This is a genomic window from Paenibacillus eucommiae (assembly GCF_017874215.1).
Taxonomy (GTDB): domain Bacteria; phylum Bacillota; class Bacilli; order Paenibacillales; family NBRC-103111; genus Paenibacillus_AI; species Paenibacillus_AI eucommiae.
On the sequence record NZ_JAGGLB010000018.1, the window covers coordinates 114,929 to 133,008 of the forward strand.

The following is an 18,080-nucleotide window of genomic DNA, read 5'->3' on the forward strand; positions in this document are numbered from 1 at the left end:
CCCATGCTGTTACAGCATGAGACTGCGCTTTTCGATTCTAACCATTTTCATAGTAATGCCTTATATTTGTTATATTGATATCTATTTGTTGTTCTTACTTAACCTCAATCGTCGTTACCACTTGATCCTTGCCCTTCAATTCAATCAGATGTCCTTGGACAAATTGGGCGAGGTTGCCAGTGATTTGCACATTCGGACTTACATTGTAAAAAGTAGTCTGGTTGTTGCCATTAATATTTTGTGTAATGGAAATGGTTGCGATTGAACCGTTAGTATTCAGCGTAGTTGCATTGAGTGTTCCAACAGCACTAAAGTTGTTGTTTACAGCACCCTGCTTTACAACCTCTACAAAAATAACGAGATTATTGTAGCTGCGTACTTTGACTTGGTCACCAACCTGTAGGGCAGATGGATTAACTTTTACGCCTCCACGGAAAATAAATGCGTTAGGATCGAGTACCAGTTGAACCGTGCTGCCATTTTTCGTAATTGGAAGTACGTTGTTAGCCACAGCTGCTGCTACTGTTCCAGTTACAGTGTCTTTTTCGCCGAATTGTTCTCCCGTACGATCCAGCAAAGCAGCCAACTGTGCGCGAGTAACATTATCATTAGGTCTGAAGGTATTGTCTTCGAATCCATCGATCAATCCTTTGGAAATCGCGACAGCTACGTATCCGACAGAGCCGGCAGGAACTTTATCCGCATCTTTAAAAGGCAGCTTTTCATTCATCTTGGCTTTTGCTTCACCCTCAAGCTTCAGTGCTTTAACCAAAAGGGTAGTTGCCCACAGACGGTCCGCATTTTTTTGCGGTTGGACGGATGTGTCATTTTCGTTGAACAGATCATTTTTTAGAGCCACAGCCACATAACCGACTGCCCAGCTTGGGATCTTGTCCGCATCTTTGAAATTCAGCTTCGTTGCCATTTCAGCCGGTGATTCTGCTTGCTCACGCAGACCCATTAATCTGACCGCTGCTGTGATAGCTTCAATGCGGGAAATTACATTGTAAGGCTTAAACGTGCCGTCTTCATATCCTTCAAAAATTCTTTGGGAAGCCAGGCTTGCAATATATCTCAGAGCCCATTCAATATCCTTGCCTTTCAGATCGTCAAAATTAATGCGGATTTCATTCTTTTTGTCATTCTTGTTGTTATTCTTGTTATCGTTCTTGTTGTTCTTATTTTTGCTTTGATCATTTTTAGTGTAGGAGTTACCTTTATTATCGTTGTAATCTTTCCCATGGGCAAAAGCAGCTGTGCCGCCTCCCAATACCATCGTTAGCGCCAAGCCAGTGGCTACAAGCTTTTTAAATAAAATTTTCTTCATCAAGTTCCCGCTCCTTATTCGAATTATGATAGTGACCAGCAATGTTACATAAGGACCTTCGCGAAGGGTTCCTGGTTATGCTACAAAGGTTCGCCCATATCTTTTTGTTTTGGGGGGTCTTGATAAAGAAATTAAAATTACATACCATCCACACAAGAAATCCAGATAAATTAATGCTAAGGAGCTTGTAAATTCAGAAGCATGGAAGCTGCTTAAAACAGTTTAAAACAGCTTAAAATGAATTAAAATTGAATCCTCATTAAAAAGCAGTTCACGAATTCCCAGTGGTTTCGGCAAGCTCTCGTCCAAAGGAATACGTATCGGTTCCAGATGAAAGTAAGAGTTTGGGATCTGAAAGTTTTTAATTCGAGTTTCCAAATGTTCAATCTCCAGAACAGGACTATCCCACTCCAGTTGAAAAAAAAGCTTAGCTGCTATCTGCACCTTGTTCTTCCAACGCAAGTTTACATCGGCCTCAACGAGAGGTCCTTGAAGATGAATCTGTGCCCCTAAGATTTCCACGTCATTCATAGCATCCGTTTGCAGGGCTAGCTGCTTCTTGAGCAGATTGTTAATATCTTCTTCGGTAAGTTGAACCTCCATCTTACGCTTTTTCACCATATCGGCGACCTTATCCATGATCACTATTTCTTTATATTGCAGATTCAACGCTTGATCCGGCTTCACATAAACGATTAGAACACCAATAAGTATGATCAAAAGAATGATGATTCCCGTCACCGTCAAAATAAGCTTCTTCCACATCTATATCCACCCTCCTCTTCCCACTATAAGTCAAGCTGGTGCACGATGCTGCAGAGTTATGAGCCAGAAATGCAAATGTTATATGTTAATGAAAAGCAACCAAATTCAGCCGAAACAGGGACGAAATATCCCTTTTACTCACAAATACTCTCGTTTATGTGGTAAAATGTTACCATCACTATTTGGGGGAGGTTTTCCTGTGAAGCCACCGGTTCATTATAAATCATTTGATCTAACTTCCTTTGCGGATTTGCACGTCTATTCCAAACTTCCTCCACATTCCTACTGGAGCCAGATTGAAAAGAAGATCGATTTTACATACGCCGACCTGTTGTGTGCCTTTCTCTACAGTAGTCACGGCCAGCATCCCTATGCCCCTTCACTCAAGCTCAAGATTCGCCTCGTTCAAGTCTACTACAATCTTTCGGATCGATTAACAGAAGAAAAGATCTTCGGGGACTTGTTCATCAAACGATTCCTCGGTTTACCGGTAGAATTTTTCGGTTTTGACCACAGCACGACCGCACTGGATCACCATCGCATAGGACTGGCCCTCTTTCATGCCTCCCACCTCTACATTCTCGCTCAAATGTACAGCTTGGGGCTATGGGGCGAACGGGGGAAATCCTGGATTGTCGACTCGTTCGCCTGCCAGCCCGGAATGGCCATGGTCGGTGCGCATCGCTTGATCCAGCAGGCCATGCTCCGTATGCTGCAGCAGTTGAAACGTGCCTATCCCGCCCTCTACCACTTGGCTCAACAAAACCTTCTGCTCGATGCGTTGACAGTGCGCATGCCGGCGAAAGCCGAGATCCGCGATCAACTGCTGATTTTCAGCAAACAGGTCACTCAAGCCCATGCCTTGCTAAAATGGTTTCAAACACCGGATGTCGCGAAGTCGTTCGCCGAATGGACGAACCAGCCGGCACAACAGAAGTCATTGCAGCTACAGGCCAAGCTCCGCCAAATACTGGCGGAAAACAGTCGGCCTCCTGCACCCGATGACGGTACGTCTGTTCCGCTCGAAATTTAACAGCCTTCCGCTGACGCTGGTGCCCTCTCGTCCGGTGCAGCCGGGAAACACAGAAAGTATAAATATGTTCGATAGGTGAGCAAGAGCTGCAAGAACTGTGAATAAAAGATATGATCGTGCAAGAAAGAATCCAATGTTCAAAACATGCAAAATGTCTACAGCCATAAAAATGAAGGATTGCGGAGACAGATTTCATACACCTGCCTCCGCAATCCTGTTCTGTTGCCATTACTTTTATTGTTATTGTTACTGCTGCTGTTGCTGCCTTCTCGTTGCTTCCGCTACTCCTGCTCGCGCTTCGCCTTGAGCCACTTCGGCGCGCCCTTGTTCTTGCGCTCACGCTCGCGCGCAGCCTTGCTCTGGCCGGGCTTCTTCCCGGCCTCTCGCTTGCCGGCGCTGGCGCCACCAGCACCGCCGGCTCCCGCCGCAGCAGCCGAAGCCGCAGCGCCAGCAACAGCCGCTGGCTTCGCGACTGCGGCACTGCCGCGGACGGCCTCGCCCGCGGCTTCGGCACTTGCGCTTCGCGCGGCTGGCGCGCCGCTAACAGCGCTGACCCGCGCTGCGCCTGCGTCTGCTCTGCCGCGCGCCGATGCCTGCACATCGCCGCCCGCAGGCCGGGAAGCGGCTGCTTTGCGGTCGCGCCTCGCGGACGCGCTGCGGTCATCTGCCGGGTCGACAACCCGGCCGTCGTACATGGCCTTCGGCGCAATCGTGATGCCGAGGGCCCGCTCGAACTTATCGAGGATGAAGAGCTCCTTCCTCGTAATGATCGAAATGGCCGTGCCCTTGCGGCCCATTCGGCCAGTCCGGCCGACACGATGGAGGTAATGCTCCGCGTTCAGCGCAGGGTCCAAATGGAATACATGTGTAACCCCTTCAATGTCCAAGCCTCTTGCGGCAATATCCGTAGCTAACAGCAGCTGGAACTTTCCTTCGCGGAAATCAGCCATAACCTTGGCGCGTTCCTGCTTCCCTGCTTCACCGTACAGAGCCTCTACAGATAGCCCTACATACTGCAGCTTGCCCACAACCTCAGAAATATCAGCCGTAGCATTAATAAATACAATCGCAGAAGTAGGATTAATCAATCTCACGAGCTTCCGCAGCGTATCAATTTTATCCCGTTCATCACTCACAAAATAAAAATGCTCCAGCGTCTCCGCTGTGAGCTGCTCCGGATTGATGCGGATAACCACAGGCTCGTTCATCCATATACGGGCGGCTTCAGCAATTTTGGCCGGAATCGTAGCGGATACGAAGACAACCTGCCTAGATTTTAGCATCCCCTTCAGCAATGTCTCCACTTCATTCAGAGAGCCCAGCTCGAACACTTGATCAACCTCATCAACAATGACCATCTCAATATGATGAAGGCTGAGCTTTTTCAGCTTTACAAGCTCAATAATGCGTCCCGGCGTACCCACAACAATATGCGGATGCAGCTTCAGCTTATCCAGCTGACGGGTTATAGCAGCTCCACCGATAAGCGCTTGAGCACGAATGGGTCCACCTTCAATCAGCCTTTCGGTTTCCTGGATGATTTGCATTCCGAGCTCTCGGGTAGGCACCAAAACAAGCACCTGAACCTTCTTCTGCTGGGCATCAATCCGTTGGAGTGCCGGCAATAAATACGCTAGTGTCTTCCCTGTGCCTGTTTGGGACTGCACAATTGTATCCTTACCCTCAGCAATCGCTGGAATCGCCTCCAGCTGAATTGGAGTTGGCTGATCTACACCTTTTTCCTGGAGTCTATCGATATATTTCCGGTCAACTAATAGTTCTTCAAAACTCTTACTCACTTTGCAGCCTCTTCCCTTATTCCTTTTTACCCATTATAAGCCACACCCGATCACGACACAAATCGACTTTTCTGCAATCATCATTAATAGAGAGCTCTGCGAAGCAAAATAACAACAGTTTCTATTAAAACTTATTTTTCAAAAGCTGACGATTCTTCTATTCAAAAACCCCACTTAGCACGTTGCTCAAAAGTGGTAAAAGCCTATTTATTGAACTAACTTTCCTCGTTAGCGTAAAGCATCAGTGCTTTCAAGTACTGCCTTTATCCTCCTTACGCTAGAAGACGAGCTCTCTTCCTTAACAATTTTAAAAGTACCAAGGTCAGCCGTATTCACCGCGTGAGGACCGCCGCATATCTCTTTGGAGAATTTGCCCATCGTATATACTTTTACCATCTGGCCATACTTGCTCTCGAATAGACCAATAGCCCCTGTTCTACGTGCATCTTCAAGCGTCATCTCTTCGAACGTAATCCCGACGCCTTCGGCAATCGCTTCATTGACCAGCCGCTCGGTTGCCACGATCTCTTCTTCAGTCATTTTACGATGGAACGAAAAATCAAAGCGCAGTCTCTCAGCCGTTATATTGCTGCCCTTTTGCGCCACCTCATCTCCGAGAACCTTTCGTAGTGCAGCATGCAGAAGATGAGTTGCCGTATGCAGATTTGCCGTCTGTGCAGAATTATCTGCTAAACCGCCTTTAAACTTTTGGGCTGCTCCGGCTTGAGATAACTCTCTATGCTTCTGAAATTTCTCTAGATATCCTTCCAGATCGATGGCGATGGAACGCTCTGTTGCCAGTTCCATGGTCAATTCGATGGGAAACCCATACGTATCATAAAGTTTGAATGCAGCTGCACCGTCTATTTGACCATTTACTAATGAAATCGAAAGCTTATCGAATTCACGAAGTCCCTGCGCGAGCGTTTTTTGAAAACGAGCTTCTTCCGCCTGGAGTTCCCTAATAATTTTATCGCGATTGCTTTGCAGCTCTGGGTATATTAGCTCGTACTTGTCAATCACAGCGCTAGCGATATCCGCTAGACCGCCTTCTTGAATACTCAATTGCATTGCGAAACTAACAGCTCGGCGAATCAATCTTCGCAGCACATAGCCTTGGTCGACATTAGACGGAGTAATGCCGTAATTATCACCAAGGATAAATACTGCCGTGCGGGTATGATCCGCAACAACTCGATACGCTTTGGGTTGATTTTCGTATGCCGTCTCCGACAGTTCTGCAATTCGTGAGAATATCGTAGTAAACAGGTCGCTATCATAGACTGTTCCTCCATTCAAAGCGACTAGCACTCTCTCTAAGCCCATTCCCGTATCGACGTTTTTTTGATCAAGCGGTTCAAACTTTCCCTCCGCCGTTTTGTTATATTTCATAAATACATTATTCCAGAATTCAACATAGCGCCCACATCCACATGCTGGCGAACATGTAGGACCGCAACGTTCTTTATCCGAGATAATGAAGATTTCCGTATCGGGACCGCAAGGACCTGTTTGACCTGCTGGCCCCCACCAATTATCGGCTCTAGGCAAGAAGAAGATCTCTGCCTCACATTGACCTAATGCACACCATATCTCGTACGACTCCTGATCACGGGGAGCATCATCATCTCCTTCGAATACAGTAACCGCAATTTTATGCTTGGGTATATCGAGCCAGTTCGGCGAAGTGACGAACTCCCAACTCCACGATATGGATTCATGTTTGAAATAATCGCCAAGTGACCAGTTGCCCATCATCTCAAAAAAGGTGCAATGGGTATCATCACCGACTTCATCTATATCCACAGTACGTATACACTTCTGAACATTGGTTAACCTCGTTCCAGATGGATGCTTCTCTCCAAGTAAATAGGGCACCAGCGGGTGCATGCCCGCTGTCGTAAACAATACGGTGGGATCGTTATCGGGTATAACGGAAGCGCTAGAAATGACGGCATGACCTTTTTCTTGAAAAAACTGAATATACTTCGCTCTAATCTCTTCAGATGTATACAGTTTCATTGATATTTCTCCTTTTACTCTATTTTAGACAACAAAAAAACGCCCCAAGATTGGGACGAATTAATCGCGGTACCACCCAAGTTATTGTCTTCGCATTTAGCGATACAATCAGCTCAATTGACTATAACGAGTCAAACCGGCGGGCATTAACCGCACTCCTGAACCGGCAACATACTAAGTTTCGTAGGATTTCACACCAAAACATCCCTCTCTGAACGAAATATAGCATATTTTGTTCATTCATTGATTTCATTTATATCATTTCCTAATTATTGTTATTGTAGCCAGTTAGAATTCAGATGTCAATCGTGTATATTAGCAACCTGCATAATACTCGAAAACCCACTCGTAATTAACGTAAACTGCCCGCTAGTTCAATAAAAAGAACGCTCCCGCGCCTTCGCTTTGGCTACGTCCTCCTCATTATATTCCATTTCCAATCACCTATTAAAGAACGTACGCGGGTAGCATGTAGTGCTTAAACAGGGGACTTATCTTAACCTAAGCACTAAGAAAATACTTTATTTTCTCTGTACACATTTCCCCAAAAATCATACGTAGTGGGGTGAAAATAAAATAATCTACCAGACGTTTCGCCGTCTCGTAATATCGCGCAAGAAGCCTCTGATCGTCGATCCATTTCCCCTGCTCGTTTGCTGATAAAATTTCCTTTTCAATCAATGCGATTGTAAGCATCGTGCTCTCCGGAGTCGCAATGAGCATTGGAGATCGTTTCGCCACGTGCTCAGCAAAGTATTTGATCTCCCTGTAATAGCCCATATCACTTGATATCTCAACCACTTCCTTCAAATATTCATAAGCCGGCCAAAACCGCAGGCACTGCCCAATCATCAGCAGCTGATCTTCCTCGTAGTATTGGTTAGTCTGTTCGATAACCGGCCTCAAATCCAATTCTAGGGTCAGCTCACTTTGTGAACAAGAGAAGATCGTTGTGCTTCTTGCACTCTGTTGTCATCTTCCCTGACACTGCTCCTGCGATGTCGGGCCCCCTTAAACATAAATGACCTGTAAGGTGGACACTCACAAAGTGTCCACCTTACAGGTCATTGTTCATATCATAGATAAAGGGCAATTGCTGTCCAATCTTCCGCTTAGACAGATACGGGTCCGAAGACAGGAAGCGGAATTCCCTGCTCGTCCTGTACATTAACGACCGGATTAAAACCTCTGCCATGCCACAGCAGGCAGGATGACGGAGCCGGTTGTTCAAGCCGGATAATGATACGTTGTCCGAATTCGTCCACATAGCTTTCCAGCGGCAAACGTTGATCATCGCAGGTCACTTGGAACGAGAATGCACGCTTGACCGGCTTTAGACGGCCGTTAATCCCTGCGAATTCCAACACCAGCTCCGTGCGGTCCTCATTCCAATGAAACTCATTCAGACGCGGACCGCTCTGAACCGGAGCTAACCCATGAACGAGCCGCAGCGCAGCCCATGCCATACGATAGCCAATATTACGAAGCGAATGGGTATCGGGATGGATGACATCAGCTAATAAGGAGTCAATTGTAGGGATAACCGCAGCGTTACCCAGCACCTTCTCCAATCGAAGCTGATCGTCCTGTATGCGATTCCACGCTGCCTCGGATACCCAATTGTTAACAGCAGCTATTTGTGCATAGATAATCGGAAGATGGGGATCACTCAAATCCTTTCTTAGGCTTGCTACCCATTCGATCATGCGGTCATAATAAAGCTTGGACAACTCATCATCGGCATCACTTTCTCCCTGGTACCACAGACAGCCTCGCACCTTACCTCCGACGGCTTGAATCACTCGTAACATAGATCCATAGAGGGAACGTCCGCCTTCCCCCGCAAGCGCTGCATCCCACTGACTCATCGAAGTGCCGCCATGTGCGACCATAAGAAGACCTACCGGTATACCGGTATGACTCAGCAGCATTTTACCGAATGGCAGCCCCGGACCGGTACCGCGATCCTTTTCCCTTCGATCTTCTGCTATATATTCTTGTCGCTTTTCTTCGGTTACGTCCATCCCTTCAGGCGAATGCATCCAGTGAATAGGATCCGGCGACTCCATCAGCCAAGCGAGCGGTTCCTCTGCTTGATCCCATCTATCCCCCATATAGAAGCAGCTAACGCCAGCTTGTGGTTCCTCGACGTCAATCAGCCTTCCGCACCCCTGCATATTGGATTGGCCAGCCAGCAACCAGAGATCTCCGACATATACAGGACCGATTGCCCCTTCTGCGACCACATTATTCTCATCTGCAACGACTCGAAGCTGAATTTCATGTTCACCAACCGGCACGTCTTCGATTACAGCTGTGAATATTGGCTGCTCTACGTGTCCGATTATCCGCCAAGGCCCCGTCGATATTCTACCTTCCAGACGGCCTGTCACCCGATTCATGAGGTGAACCGATACCTCAATAGTCGCCTTATTCCGTTCGTCGCGCTGAAACACGCGGTGCCTTACCTGTTCTGAAAGCTTCAGTCCATACTCCATTTCCAATTCCTCTTTCCTTACCTTAATATGTTTAGATTTCTCTATTCGACACGGGGATATCTAATCCTCCCTTCCAGTTAAATGTCTTAAGAAAAACGCCTTGCAGCGTCCCTTTGATGTGCGTGTTCGTGACTTGGGTGCGTTGCGGAGGGAATCGCTGTGGGCTCCAGCCGCTGTTAAAGATTTGTTCCCTGAATGAAATCGATGATGAGGTAGGAACAAATCTTTAAAGGCGGACGCTACCGCTCTTCCTCCCACAGCCATTCCCTCTTCACAGCTACAATCGCACGAGCACCAAGCTCAAACGAACAGCCAACAAGGGTTTTTCTCTTGGTTAGTGGAAATTTCCTAGTGAACAAAGGCGCTGGGGATGAAGTGGGATGAAGAGCTTGAGGGGATCTGCTACTTTAGCGATGTTTTTGAGGCTGTCGATTAACTGTGTACAACTCAAAACGTTTACTGAAATCGATCAAAACTTGCCACTTAAACCTGTTTAAATCGACTTTTCGGGGTGAAAAGCGACTTTTTTCTCACAAAAAATTGATTTTTAGAGGTTCGTATTTTTAATCCACAGTTAATCGACAGCCTCTTTTTCATCGCTAAAAGCACCAGGTCGTCCCCTCAATCTTACTTTAACAATGAAAAACATCGTTAAAATCCCTTCTAACCACCCAGAGAGGCCATTTGTCCTCTTTTAACGATGAAAATCATCATTAAAGTGACGCTTTGATCTGGAAACCCTACTTTAACGATGAAAAACATCGTTAAGTCGCGAGCACGCTCAGTATGGGGGAGACGGGGGCTGCTTTGGATGCTACATGGCTGCTAGGGCGATTGCTCTTCCCCAAAAAACTCAAACTTCTAATTTGTTAAAAAAAGAAGCTCCTCCATTTGCATGAAGAAGCCCACCTTGCGTCTATTTGTTATCTAAATGTCAACTGTCTCCGTCATCGTCTTTGCCATCTGTCTGACCATCTGCCATCGTCATCTGTCTTACCATCTGTCCTTCGTCATCGTCTTTGCCATTTCCTCGTCACCTTTCTGACCATCTGCCATCGTCACCTGTCTTACCATCTGTCCTTGTCATCCGTCTTACCATCTGTCCTCATCATCTGACTTTCCATCCATCTTGCCACCTATCTCGCCAACTCATTCGCTATCACTTGCAATGAATGCCTCACAAGCTATTTTGTTAGCATTTCAACAGCTTCTTTCATCGTTTCTCTGATCGTCACGATGTCGGAGCCATAGTATTTGTCTGTGTCGAGGAAGTGAGGTTTGTTGTTTTTGACTGCGGGGAGGTTTTTCCAAAGTGCTGATTTCTCAATTTCTTGAAAAGCACCCTGATCATCGCCTTCGCCACGCACGATAATGAACATATGATCTGCAGCATACTCTGGCAGCTTTTCCAATGAAATTTCAAAGGCTGAGCCATTTTTGTTTTTCTCAATTTCGGCGGCCACGGCCTCTGGCGGATGGACTTGCAAGCCGCTGTGCAGCATATAGCCGGCAAAATTCCGGTTTAAGTAGACCCGCAGTCTTCCTTTCTCAACACGGAATATGGTAACCGTGTCATCGCCTATCGCGGTTTTGACTTGTTCTCGTGCTGTTTGTGCTTCTTTTTCATAATCGGCGATCCACTGCTTGGCCTCTGTTGATTTTCCCACCAGGTCAGCAATTTTTGGGAAAATATCATAGATCGGGTCCTGATCAAAGGAAACGTAAAATATCGGTGCAATCTTCGCTAATTGCTCCATAGGCTCGGGATAGATCTCCTGAAATACAGTAGGCGCAATAATAAGGTCTGGACTCAGCTCGAGAATTTTTTCTGCGTTCGGTGGATCACCGATTTTCTCAACTCCGGCCATCTCTTTTTGCGTAAAAATAATTTTGAAGCTATTGTCTCCCGCACCGATCGGTGTCACGCCAACTGCCAGCAGCTCACTGGCAAACTCTCCAGCAATCACTCGCTTAGGAGCAACTGGAATTTCTACATTTCGGCCTAGATCATCCTTAACTGTTCTGGTCTTTGGCTGTTCGGTCCCTGAAGGAGATGGAGTCTCTGAGGATCCTGCTGCCGTCTCCGTACTTTCCGTATTCGTCGCTTGTGGCGTTATGGACGATGTCTCTGACGGTTTGTCCTTATTTACTCCACAGGCAGCTAATAGCATAACCAGCAAAAGGATACTGAATACTGTGAACCGTGCAGTTCTAGATGTTTTGATTTCTTGTTGCATAATACCCTCCCAAGTGATAACGATTATTAATATCACTTAGTATTGTAACGCTGCCGCTTTCTCTAATCCATAGATTCATATTGCGACTATGATGGATTATTATGACGCCTAAGGCTATCCAAGCAGGAAATTGGCAGCTTCAATCATTTGCTCCTTGATGGACACAGGATCATAAGCCAGCCATCGTTTTACATCAACATGATAAACAGCTCCGTTACGGACGGCTGGAAATGCAAGCCATTCTTTCGAGGATTGAATTTCCTCCCATAACAGTTCTGCTCCAGAATCAGGCTGAAGCACGACAAAGACATGATCAGCTTCATAATAAGACAGTTCCTCAACCGTGATTACACTTGAATGGTGATGATCGTTGCATCGGCTCTGCCAGGCCATCTTCTCTGGTGGCGTTAATTTAAGCGAACTATATATCGGATAGCCCATATTCATAGTCCCGTACATTTGCAATAACCCATCTCTAACTCTCAATATAGCGACAGTTTGTCCACCAATGCGCTCTGTTACTTTTTCCCGCAGCACTTCAGCTTGCTCTTCATAACGGCGCACCCAATCCAGTGCTTCCCGTTCTTTGTCTAAACCCTTCGCAATGCTTAATAACTGCTCATAAATAGGGTCCTCATACACGCCTACCACGAGAGCTGATGCAAATTCGCTTAGCTGCTTTTCCCATTCCTTCCTTGAAGTAATAATGATGTCCGGCTGCAGTGATTTAAGCTGATCGATCACGAAATAAGGCTCAGCCTCGATACCAATATCCTCTGTCTGGCCGGTCCAATCCGTAAAATACCCGCTTATATCCCGCGAATCTGCTCCAATCGGCTCAATGCCTAATGCCCGGCAGTGTCCATAACAATCGAGTGCCAGAATTCTCTGCTGAGGCCGATTCATATAAAAAGTAGGTGCAACACCAATCATTTGCTTAAAGCGGCGGCTGAAATAATAGGGGTCCACATAACCAACAAGATGGGCAATTTCAATAATTGATTTATTAGAATGCCTCAACAAACTTTGGGCTTGCTGCATCCGCAGTTTGGTGACATAGTCTACGGGACTCATTCCCATATATTTTCTGAACATTCTCGAATAATGCTCCGGATTTAAGCCAGCAACTGCAGCAAGGGCCTCTCTCGTAATAGACTTGTGCAGGTGCGCTTCCATATAGGCTATTGTTTTCTCAATCTTTTCCTTCGCTTCTTGAACAACCGATAAACGGCGTGGATTGCTGCCCGCATCTCGATCCAGATCATTCATACACTTGTACCTGTCCCATCAATGAGAATAATTATCATATTTGCGTAAAATGGATTGCTGTAATTTTGAAAATCGCGGTTTTTCTGCTTTATGTTAAGTCGGAGCTCAGCAGTGGGAGTAAAATGAAAGACAGAGAGATAGAAAGTTGGTTTTCACGGTGCCGCTTTACTGAAATGAAGTGGCAGGTGGCAAGAAAGCGACCTTAGGTGAGATATCCAGGATTAACTAACCACACAGGGCGAGCAGCCTCGCTGCCGCTGGCATATTCCTTTCACCATATGGTCTCTTTCAAAGGCTTATTGTGCCCTATTGGCTTGGCCTACTGCCTCATTACCCTTTCACTTCACGGCGATCCATGTTTCACAGGATCCCGTTCATTTAATTGGACAAATTCCTGCAGGAGTAGAATAAAATACACAAAAACATAAAATCAAGGTTGTCAGAATCAGGCCGATCGTCTGCAATCTCAGTATTTTTTTTCGGCGGATTTGGCGCTGCTCCAGGCTTTTTTGAACAAGGGTCCATGAGTGCTGATTGTAGCTGACTTCAGCTGCTGTTCCAGCGTACTCCCGGATTACAGTTAGTCTAAGGAGCTCATCGAATTCGTTATTCGTGTTCTCACTACTCATTCATGGTACCCCACTCTTCCAGCAATTTCTGCTTGATGGCATCACGGGCCCGATATAAGCGCTGCCTGATTACTCCCTCCGATACACCAAGCTCACTTGCCATATCTTTGTAGGATAAATTATGTATCCATTTCATTGCGATGATTTGCCGATAAGAAGGACTAAGCTGATTGATATACTCAACAATAGCTTCACGCATGATCTTAAGCTCGACTTCCTTTTCCAGCGGAACGGATTTCTCAGCTACAGGAGCGGACTCTTTGATAATGAAGACGCCGCCTTCTTCAAGCTCGTTGCGGTTCCTTTTATGCTTCCTTAGATGATTCAATGTAACGTTGCGCGTCAGCTTTTTGAGCCAGCTTTCGTACTTGTCCTTTTCCTTGAGCGTAGGAGCCTTGCTGACTGCACGCAAAAAGGATTCCTGAATAATATCTTCCACTCCGGCATGATCTCTAAGAATAAAATAAATAGTCGGGTAAACAAGCAGATAATATTCCTGATATATCTGTTCCTGTATACCCTTATCCAAAGTATAAAAATCATTAGTAAACAGCGTTATTAGATACTTCGACATAAAAGCCCCCCAGGACGGTATGAATCAAAACAGACAAATTCGTCCTCTAGTTTCATATTAGGGCATCTTCGGCCAGTTAACAATATTAAACACAAAAAAAATGATAAACAATTCGTAATAAAATGCTATTTTTATACAAATTTTAAATTTTTTCTACATTTTTTGTCGAATCATTTCTCTTTTTTTCTCAATCCAAGCAAAAATGACATTCATAGCCTCCACTTCATCTTCCTTGGAAAAGCGATGTCCTGCTCCTTCAAAGAGTTCCATTGCATATTCCTTACCTGCTGCTTCCAGCGCTGACGCAAGCTTCTCAGCCTGGCTAATGCTCACCTGCTCATCCTGTTTGCCATGGACTATAAGAACCGGGGATTGGATGCCCCGGGCCCAGTAAACAGGTGATCTGTCTGTATACGCCTCAACCTGTTTATGGGGATTCCCGACCACCCGCTTCAACATCCTGCGAAGATCGACTCTTTCTTCATAGGTATGCAGCAGATCACTGACGCCACCCCATACAACAACCGGACCTACGCCAGTACAATCCTTAGCTGCAAGCAGTGCCATCATCGCTCCACGGGAAAATCCGATCAAGGGAATGGGCTCCGCCAACGTCTCCGGCAATGCGTGCACAAGCGTAAGCGCGTGATACAGATCAAAACGGTCTTCTCCACAGAAATCCTCACGCCCCTCTCCACCTTCATTACCTCTGTAAAAAGGAGCAAACACGACGTAACCTCTCCGGGCTATGGACAGAACTCTACGCTTGCGCACCATCCCAACACGGCGAATGCCGCCGCGGCAATAAATAATAGCGGGAAATGGGCCCACTCCTTCCGGAACAGCCAGAAATCCCTTGACCTGGAGGCCTTGGCTGCTATAAGTGACTATATATAAAGAAACGTCCTTGGCATAACAGCGGACCGCTGTTTTATCCAAGATTTGGCCGTCCTGTATCGTTTCTATTGGCATGCTCATCATCGTTTATTTCCTTCCTTATTGCGGAATGCATTTTTGACAGTGGCTTTTCACTAGGCTAGACTGGAAATAATTAATTCAAGTTAATCCTTATTTTCACGGGAAGGCGTGACCTTTATGTATCCAGAATTTGAACGTGACTTCGAAGCGCTTGTGGAAAAAACAGCAGAGCTGCTAACAGGCGACAGCTCACCGGAAATGACCGCCAAGATCAAAATTTGGGCAACTTATCATCATATTCATAAATCTATGCCTGCACTCACAAGTCATTGGAACCAGGTTCATCCTGAGGGCAAAGCGGAGGTGCGGCGAATATTCGAGGAGATCAAAGCGCTCCATCAGGCTCAAAAGGATCAGAAGGATCAGAAGGTTCAAGAAGCTCAAAAGAATCAAACTGATCAGAAAGAATAAATTTAGAGGGGAACTATTTGCTGCTTCTTTCAGTATAACCCTTAGACTTGTCCTTTAACGGGAAAAGAGCGAAAATCCGCTTTTCGGGGATCCGCTCTTTTGTCATTTTTTATTCAGCATCCGGTAGGCAAACCAGTCAAAGGTGCGGGGAAAAAGCTGCGAGAGCTTAGCGCCAAATCCGGCAATCGGCGGCATATTTTTCTCGGCCCTGTTTCTTTCTATCGCTTTGATAATTTCAGCTACGACCTTTTCCGGTTTGAGCATAAACCAGGAAATATTTTTTACATAAGTACCCGCTGGATCAGCACGTTCAAAGAACGGTGTATTGATCGGTCCCGGATTGATCGCAGTCAGCGATACACCAGTGCCAACCAGCTCTTGGCGCAAGCTGTTCGTTAAGCCCAGCACTGCGTGCTTCGTAGCCGTATAGCCAGAAGACTTGGCCGTTGCGAGCTTACCCGCGATTGAAGCTACATTAACGATATGTCCGCTTCCCGCTTTGAGCATATAGGGCAGGACCGCCTTGGTGCAGCGGACTATCCCCATATAATTGACGTTCATCATGTCTTCAAACTGCTCTAACGGAGTATCCAGGAAATTCTCAAAAACGCCGAAACCTGCATTATTAATCAAAATATCGATTCGGCCATACTTCTCAATGATAAGCTTTACGGTATCCGCTACCTGTAAGGAATCCGTAACATCCATCCTAAAAATCGCATGTTCGCCGGAAAGCTGGGAGGCATTCTCCTGCAGCTTGGTGATCGATCTGGCCGTTAATACAGGAATAGCACCTTTCGCGGCAAAGGTCTCTGCCATTTTGGCACCAATTCCACTGGATGCACCTGTGATCACGACAACTTTGTTTTGAATTTTCACCGAGATAGTCTCCTGTCGGTTTTATTCGGGTTTGTTTTTTTAACGATTTGGTTAACGGTTTGGTTATGTATGTAATATATTCATCAGGTGATTAAAACTTGTATATCTAGCTCTCCAATATTATCCATAATCAAAGGAATAGACAAGGCCTTCTTGGGAATGAATGACGCCGCTGTGGCTGACTGGACGATTTTCGGTGGGGTAATGTCGACTCTGACGCCTTGATTGAAAAGCATCGTGCTGGCGTTACCGCTGATCATATTGCCTAGCTCAGATATAGCACTGCGGCCCATTTCGTCCATTTCAGTTACTACAAATCCGCCCATCATGGCTGAGACCATCCGCAAAGCTACATCTTCAGCTAATCCAAAAACAATATCCCCTTGCATTTGCCCTGTCATCCCGATCTGGATCCAAATATAGTTTTCTTCAAACTTCATATCCTTGATGCCGAGCTTCCCTGTTGTAGGACGAATATAGGCAACTTGCTCAATTACAATTCTAGCAGACTCCAAAAAGGGATTGATGTACTCCGCTTTCATAAATTCGATCTCCTTTATGAACAATTGGCAGACTTCGACTTTTTTCTACATTATACCTAAACTTTTAGGACAAGTATACTGGTTTTGTGTGTTTTTTCCTATTTGTGCTGCTAAAACCAGTTCTAACGTCCCTCCTTTTTCTGAAAAATAGTCAAAATGGCGTATACGCAAGAAGGTCTTGGAAGGAGCGGCGCGTTCTGTTACTATGATTAAATAGGAGTGATTTAAGTTGAAAGGATACCTGATTGATCTGGATGGGACGCTTTACCGCGGCAATGAGCCTATCCCTCATGCTGCCGCATTTATTGCAAATTTACATAGGAACCAGCTTCCTTATCTATTAGTTACCAACAATTCTTCACGGACTTCGGAGCAAGTCTCTCTGCACCTTGCCGAGCTAGGTATCGATGTCCCTCCCGGCTTTATTTACACATCTTCGCAAGCTGCTGCCCAATATTTGCTGGAGCATCCTGAGAATCCTGAACGTTCTGAATACGCTGAACGCAGACGAGTGGCCGTCATCGGTGAAACTGGCCTTAAGACAGCCCTTGAAGCTGCCGGATTTGAGCTTACGGAAGATAACCCTGAGACACTCGTTCAGGGCATTGACCGTGATTTCACCTACGCCAAGCTTACTGCAGCCGTTAACCACCTCAGAGCAGGTGCGCTATATGTGTTGACGAATCCCGACCACATGCTGCCCTCAGGCCCAGGCTTTATGCCGGGAGCAGGCTCGCTCGCCGCTGCGATAACGACTGCCTCCGGCGTCCAGCCTGTCATCATCGGGAAACCTTCCCCGATTATAATGAACTATGCCATCCGCAAGCTCGGCCTGGCTGCTTCAGATGTCTGGGTAATCGGTGATAATGCCGATACGGACATCAAGGGCGGGGAGCTTGCAGGCTGCAAAACGGCGCTCGTGCTAACCGGTGTAGCAACCTCTGACAATGTCAAGGAGCAGCTTTCCCGGGCGGGAGTCCAACCGCATCTGATTTGCAAGGATTTGCACGAATTTTCTTTGGAAGTATTCGGGAATAGCTATAGGCCGCCGTCTTCCCTTTAAGGGAGCTGCGGCTTTCTTTTCCGCCTTTCTTGCGAAAAAATTTGCAGCGGCCCT

At 46.3% G+C, this 18,080-nt stretch carries 16 protein-coding genes; 3 read left to right on the forward strand and 13 right to left on the reverse strand.

The features are described from left to right. Window positions 1-94: 94 nt before the first annotated feature. Both J2Z66_RS23945 and J2Z66_RS23950 read right to left on the reverse strand, forming a co-directional pair. Entirely contained in the window at window positions 95-1,327 is a 1,233-nt protein-coding gene (locus tag J2Z66_RS23945) for an S-layer homology domain-containing protein (protein WP_209975132.1), read from the reverse strand. A 222-nt stretch (window positions 1,328-1,549) separates the two neighbouring features. After that, on the reverse strand, window positions 1,550-2,092 hold the full coding sequence (locus tag J2Z66_RS23950) for a hypothetical protein (protein WP_209975134.1): 543 nt from the start codon (window positions 2,090-2,092) through the stop codon (window positions 1,550-1,552). Between the two features lie 199 nt (window positions 2,093-2,291). Here J2Z66_RS23950 and J2Z66_RS23955 point away from each other — a divergent pair, with 199 nt between their 5' ends. Then, complete coding sequence (locus J2Z66_RS23955) at window positions 2,292-3,125, forward strand: transposase (protein WP_209975135.1); 834 nt, start codon at window positions 2,292-2,294, stop codon at window positions 3,123-3,125. Window positions 3,126-3,406: 281 nt separating this feature from the next. Here the strand turns inward: J2Z66_RS23955 and J2Z66_RS23960 are convergent, their stop codons facing one another. The 9 genes from J2Z66_RS23960 to J2Z66_RS24000 form a co-directional block, all read right to left on the reverse strand. After that, complete coding sequence (locus tag J2Z66_RS23960) at window positions 3,407-4,924, reverse strand: DEAD/DEAH box helicase (protein ID WP_209975137.1); 1,518 nt, start codon at window positions 4,922-4,924, stop codon at window positions 3,407-3,409. A 228-nt stretch (window positions 4,925-5,152) separates the two neighbouring features. Continuing rightward, on the reverse strand, window positions 5,153-6,946 hold the full coding sequence (locus J2Z66_RS23965; RefSeq protein ID WP_209975139.1) for an alanine--tRNA ligase: 1,794 nt from the start codon (window positions 6,944-6,946) through the stop codon (window positions 5,153-5,155). A gap of 501 nt (window positions 6,947-7,447) precedes the next feature. After that, entirely contained in the window at window positions 7,448-7,858 is a 411-nt protein-coding gene (locus J2Z66_RS23970) for a hypothetical protein (RefSeq protein ID WP_209975141.1), read from the reverse strand. Window positions 7,859-8,058: 200 nt separating this feature from the next. After that, entirely contained in the window at window positions 8,059-9,444 is a 1,386-nt protein-coding gene (locus tag J2Z66_RS23975; protein WP_209975143.1) for a sialate O-acetylesterase, read from the reverse strand. 1,184 nt (window positions 9,445-10,628) lie between these two features. Further along, window positions 10,629-11,681, reverse strand: a complete 1,053-nt coding sequence (locus J2Z66_RS23980; protein WP_245375793.1) for an ABC transporter substrate-binding protein — start codon at window positions 11,679-11,681, stop codon at window positions 10,629-10,631. A 114-nt stretch (window positions 11,682-11,795) separates the two neighbouring features. Continuing rightward, on the reverse strand, window positions 11,796-12,950 hold the full coding sequence (locus J2Z66_RS23985) for an AraC family transcriptional regulator (RefSeq protein ID WP_209975145.1): 1,155 nt from the start codon (window positions 12,948-12,950) through the stop codon (window positions 11,796-11,798). Between the two features lie 374 nt (window positions 12,951-13,324). Continuing rightward, window positions 13,325-13,579, reverse strand: coding sequence for a hypothetical protein (locus J2Z66_RS23990; RefSeq protein WP_209975147.1), 255 nt, complete (start codon window positions 13,577-13,579; stop codon window positions 13,325-13,327). Next, a complete protein-coding gene (locus tag J2Z66_RS23995; RefSeq protein WP_209975149.1) occupies window positions 13,572-14,153 on the reverse strand; it encodes an RNA polymerase sigma factor in 582 nt (193 codons plus the stop codon). Before J2Z66_RS23995 ends, J2Z66_RS23990 begins: the two co-directional genes overlap by 8 nt. A gap of 153 nt (window positions 14,154-14,306) precedes the next feature. Next, on the reverse strand, window positions 14,307-15,134 hold the full coding sequence (locus J2Z66_RS24000; protein WP_209975151.1) for an alpha/beta hydrolase family protein: 828 nt from the start codon (window positions 15,132-15,134) through the stop codon (window positions 14,307-14,309). A 114-nt stretch (window positions 15,135-15,248) separates the two neighbouring features. Between J2Z66_RS24000 and J2Z66_RS24005 the strand changes: the two genes are divergently transcribed. Further along, window positions 15,249-15,542 carry a DUF2573 family protein gene (locus J2Z66_RS24005; RefSeq protein ID WP_209975152.1) on the forward strand — a complete coding sequence of 98 codons (294 nt, stop codon included), beginning with the start codon at window positions 15,249-15,251 and terminating at the stop codon, window positions 15,540-15,542. A 102-nt stretch (window positions 15,543-15,644) separates the two neighbouring features. Here the strand turns inward: J2Z66_RS24005 and J2Z66_RS24010 are convergent, their stop codons facing one another. After that, on the reverse strand, window positions 15,645-16,421 hold the full coding sequence (locus J2Z66_RS24010; protein ID WP_209975153.1) for an SDR family NAD(P)-dependent oxidoreductase: 777 nt from the start codon (window positions 16,419-16,421) through the stop codon (window positions 15,645-15,647). Window positions 16,422-16,504: 83 nt separating this feature from the next. Beyond that, window positions 16,505-16,963, reverse strand: a complete 459-nt coding sequence (locus J2Z66_RS24015; protein ID WP_209975155.1) for a chemotaxis protein CheX — start codon at window positions 16,961-16,963, stop codon at window positions 16,505-16,507. Between the two features lie 229 nt (window positions 16,964-17,192). Between J2Z66_RS24015 and J2Z66_RS24020 the strand changes: the two genes are divergently transcribed. Beyond that, window positions 17,193-18,026 carry an HAD-IIA family hydrolase gene (locus tag J2Z66_RS24020; RefSeq protein ID WP_209975157.1) on the forward strand — a complete coding sequence of 278 codons (834 nt, stop codon included), beginning with the start codon at window positions 17,193-17,195 and terminating at the stop codon, window positions 18,024-18,026. Window positions 18,027-18,080 lie beyond the last annotated feature (54 nt).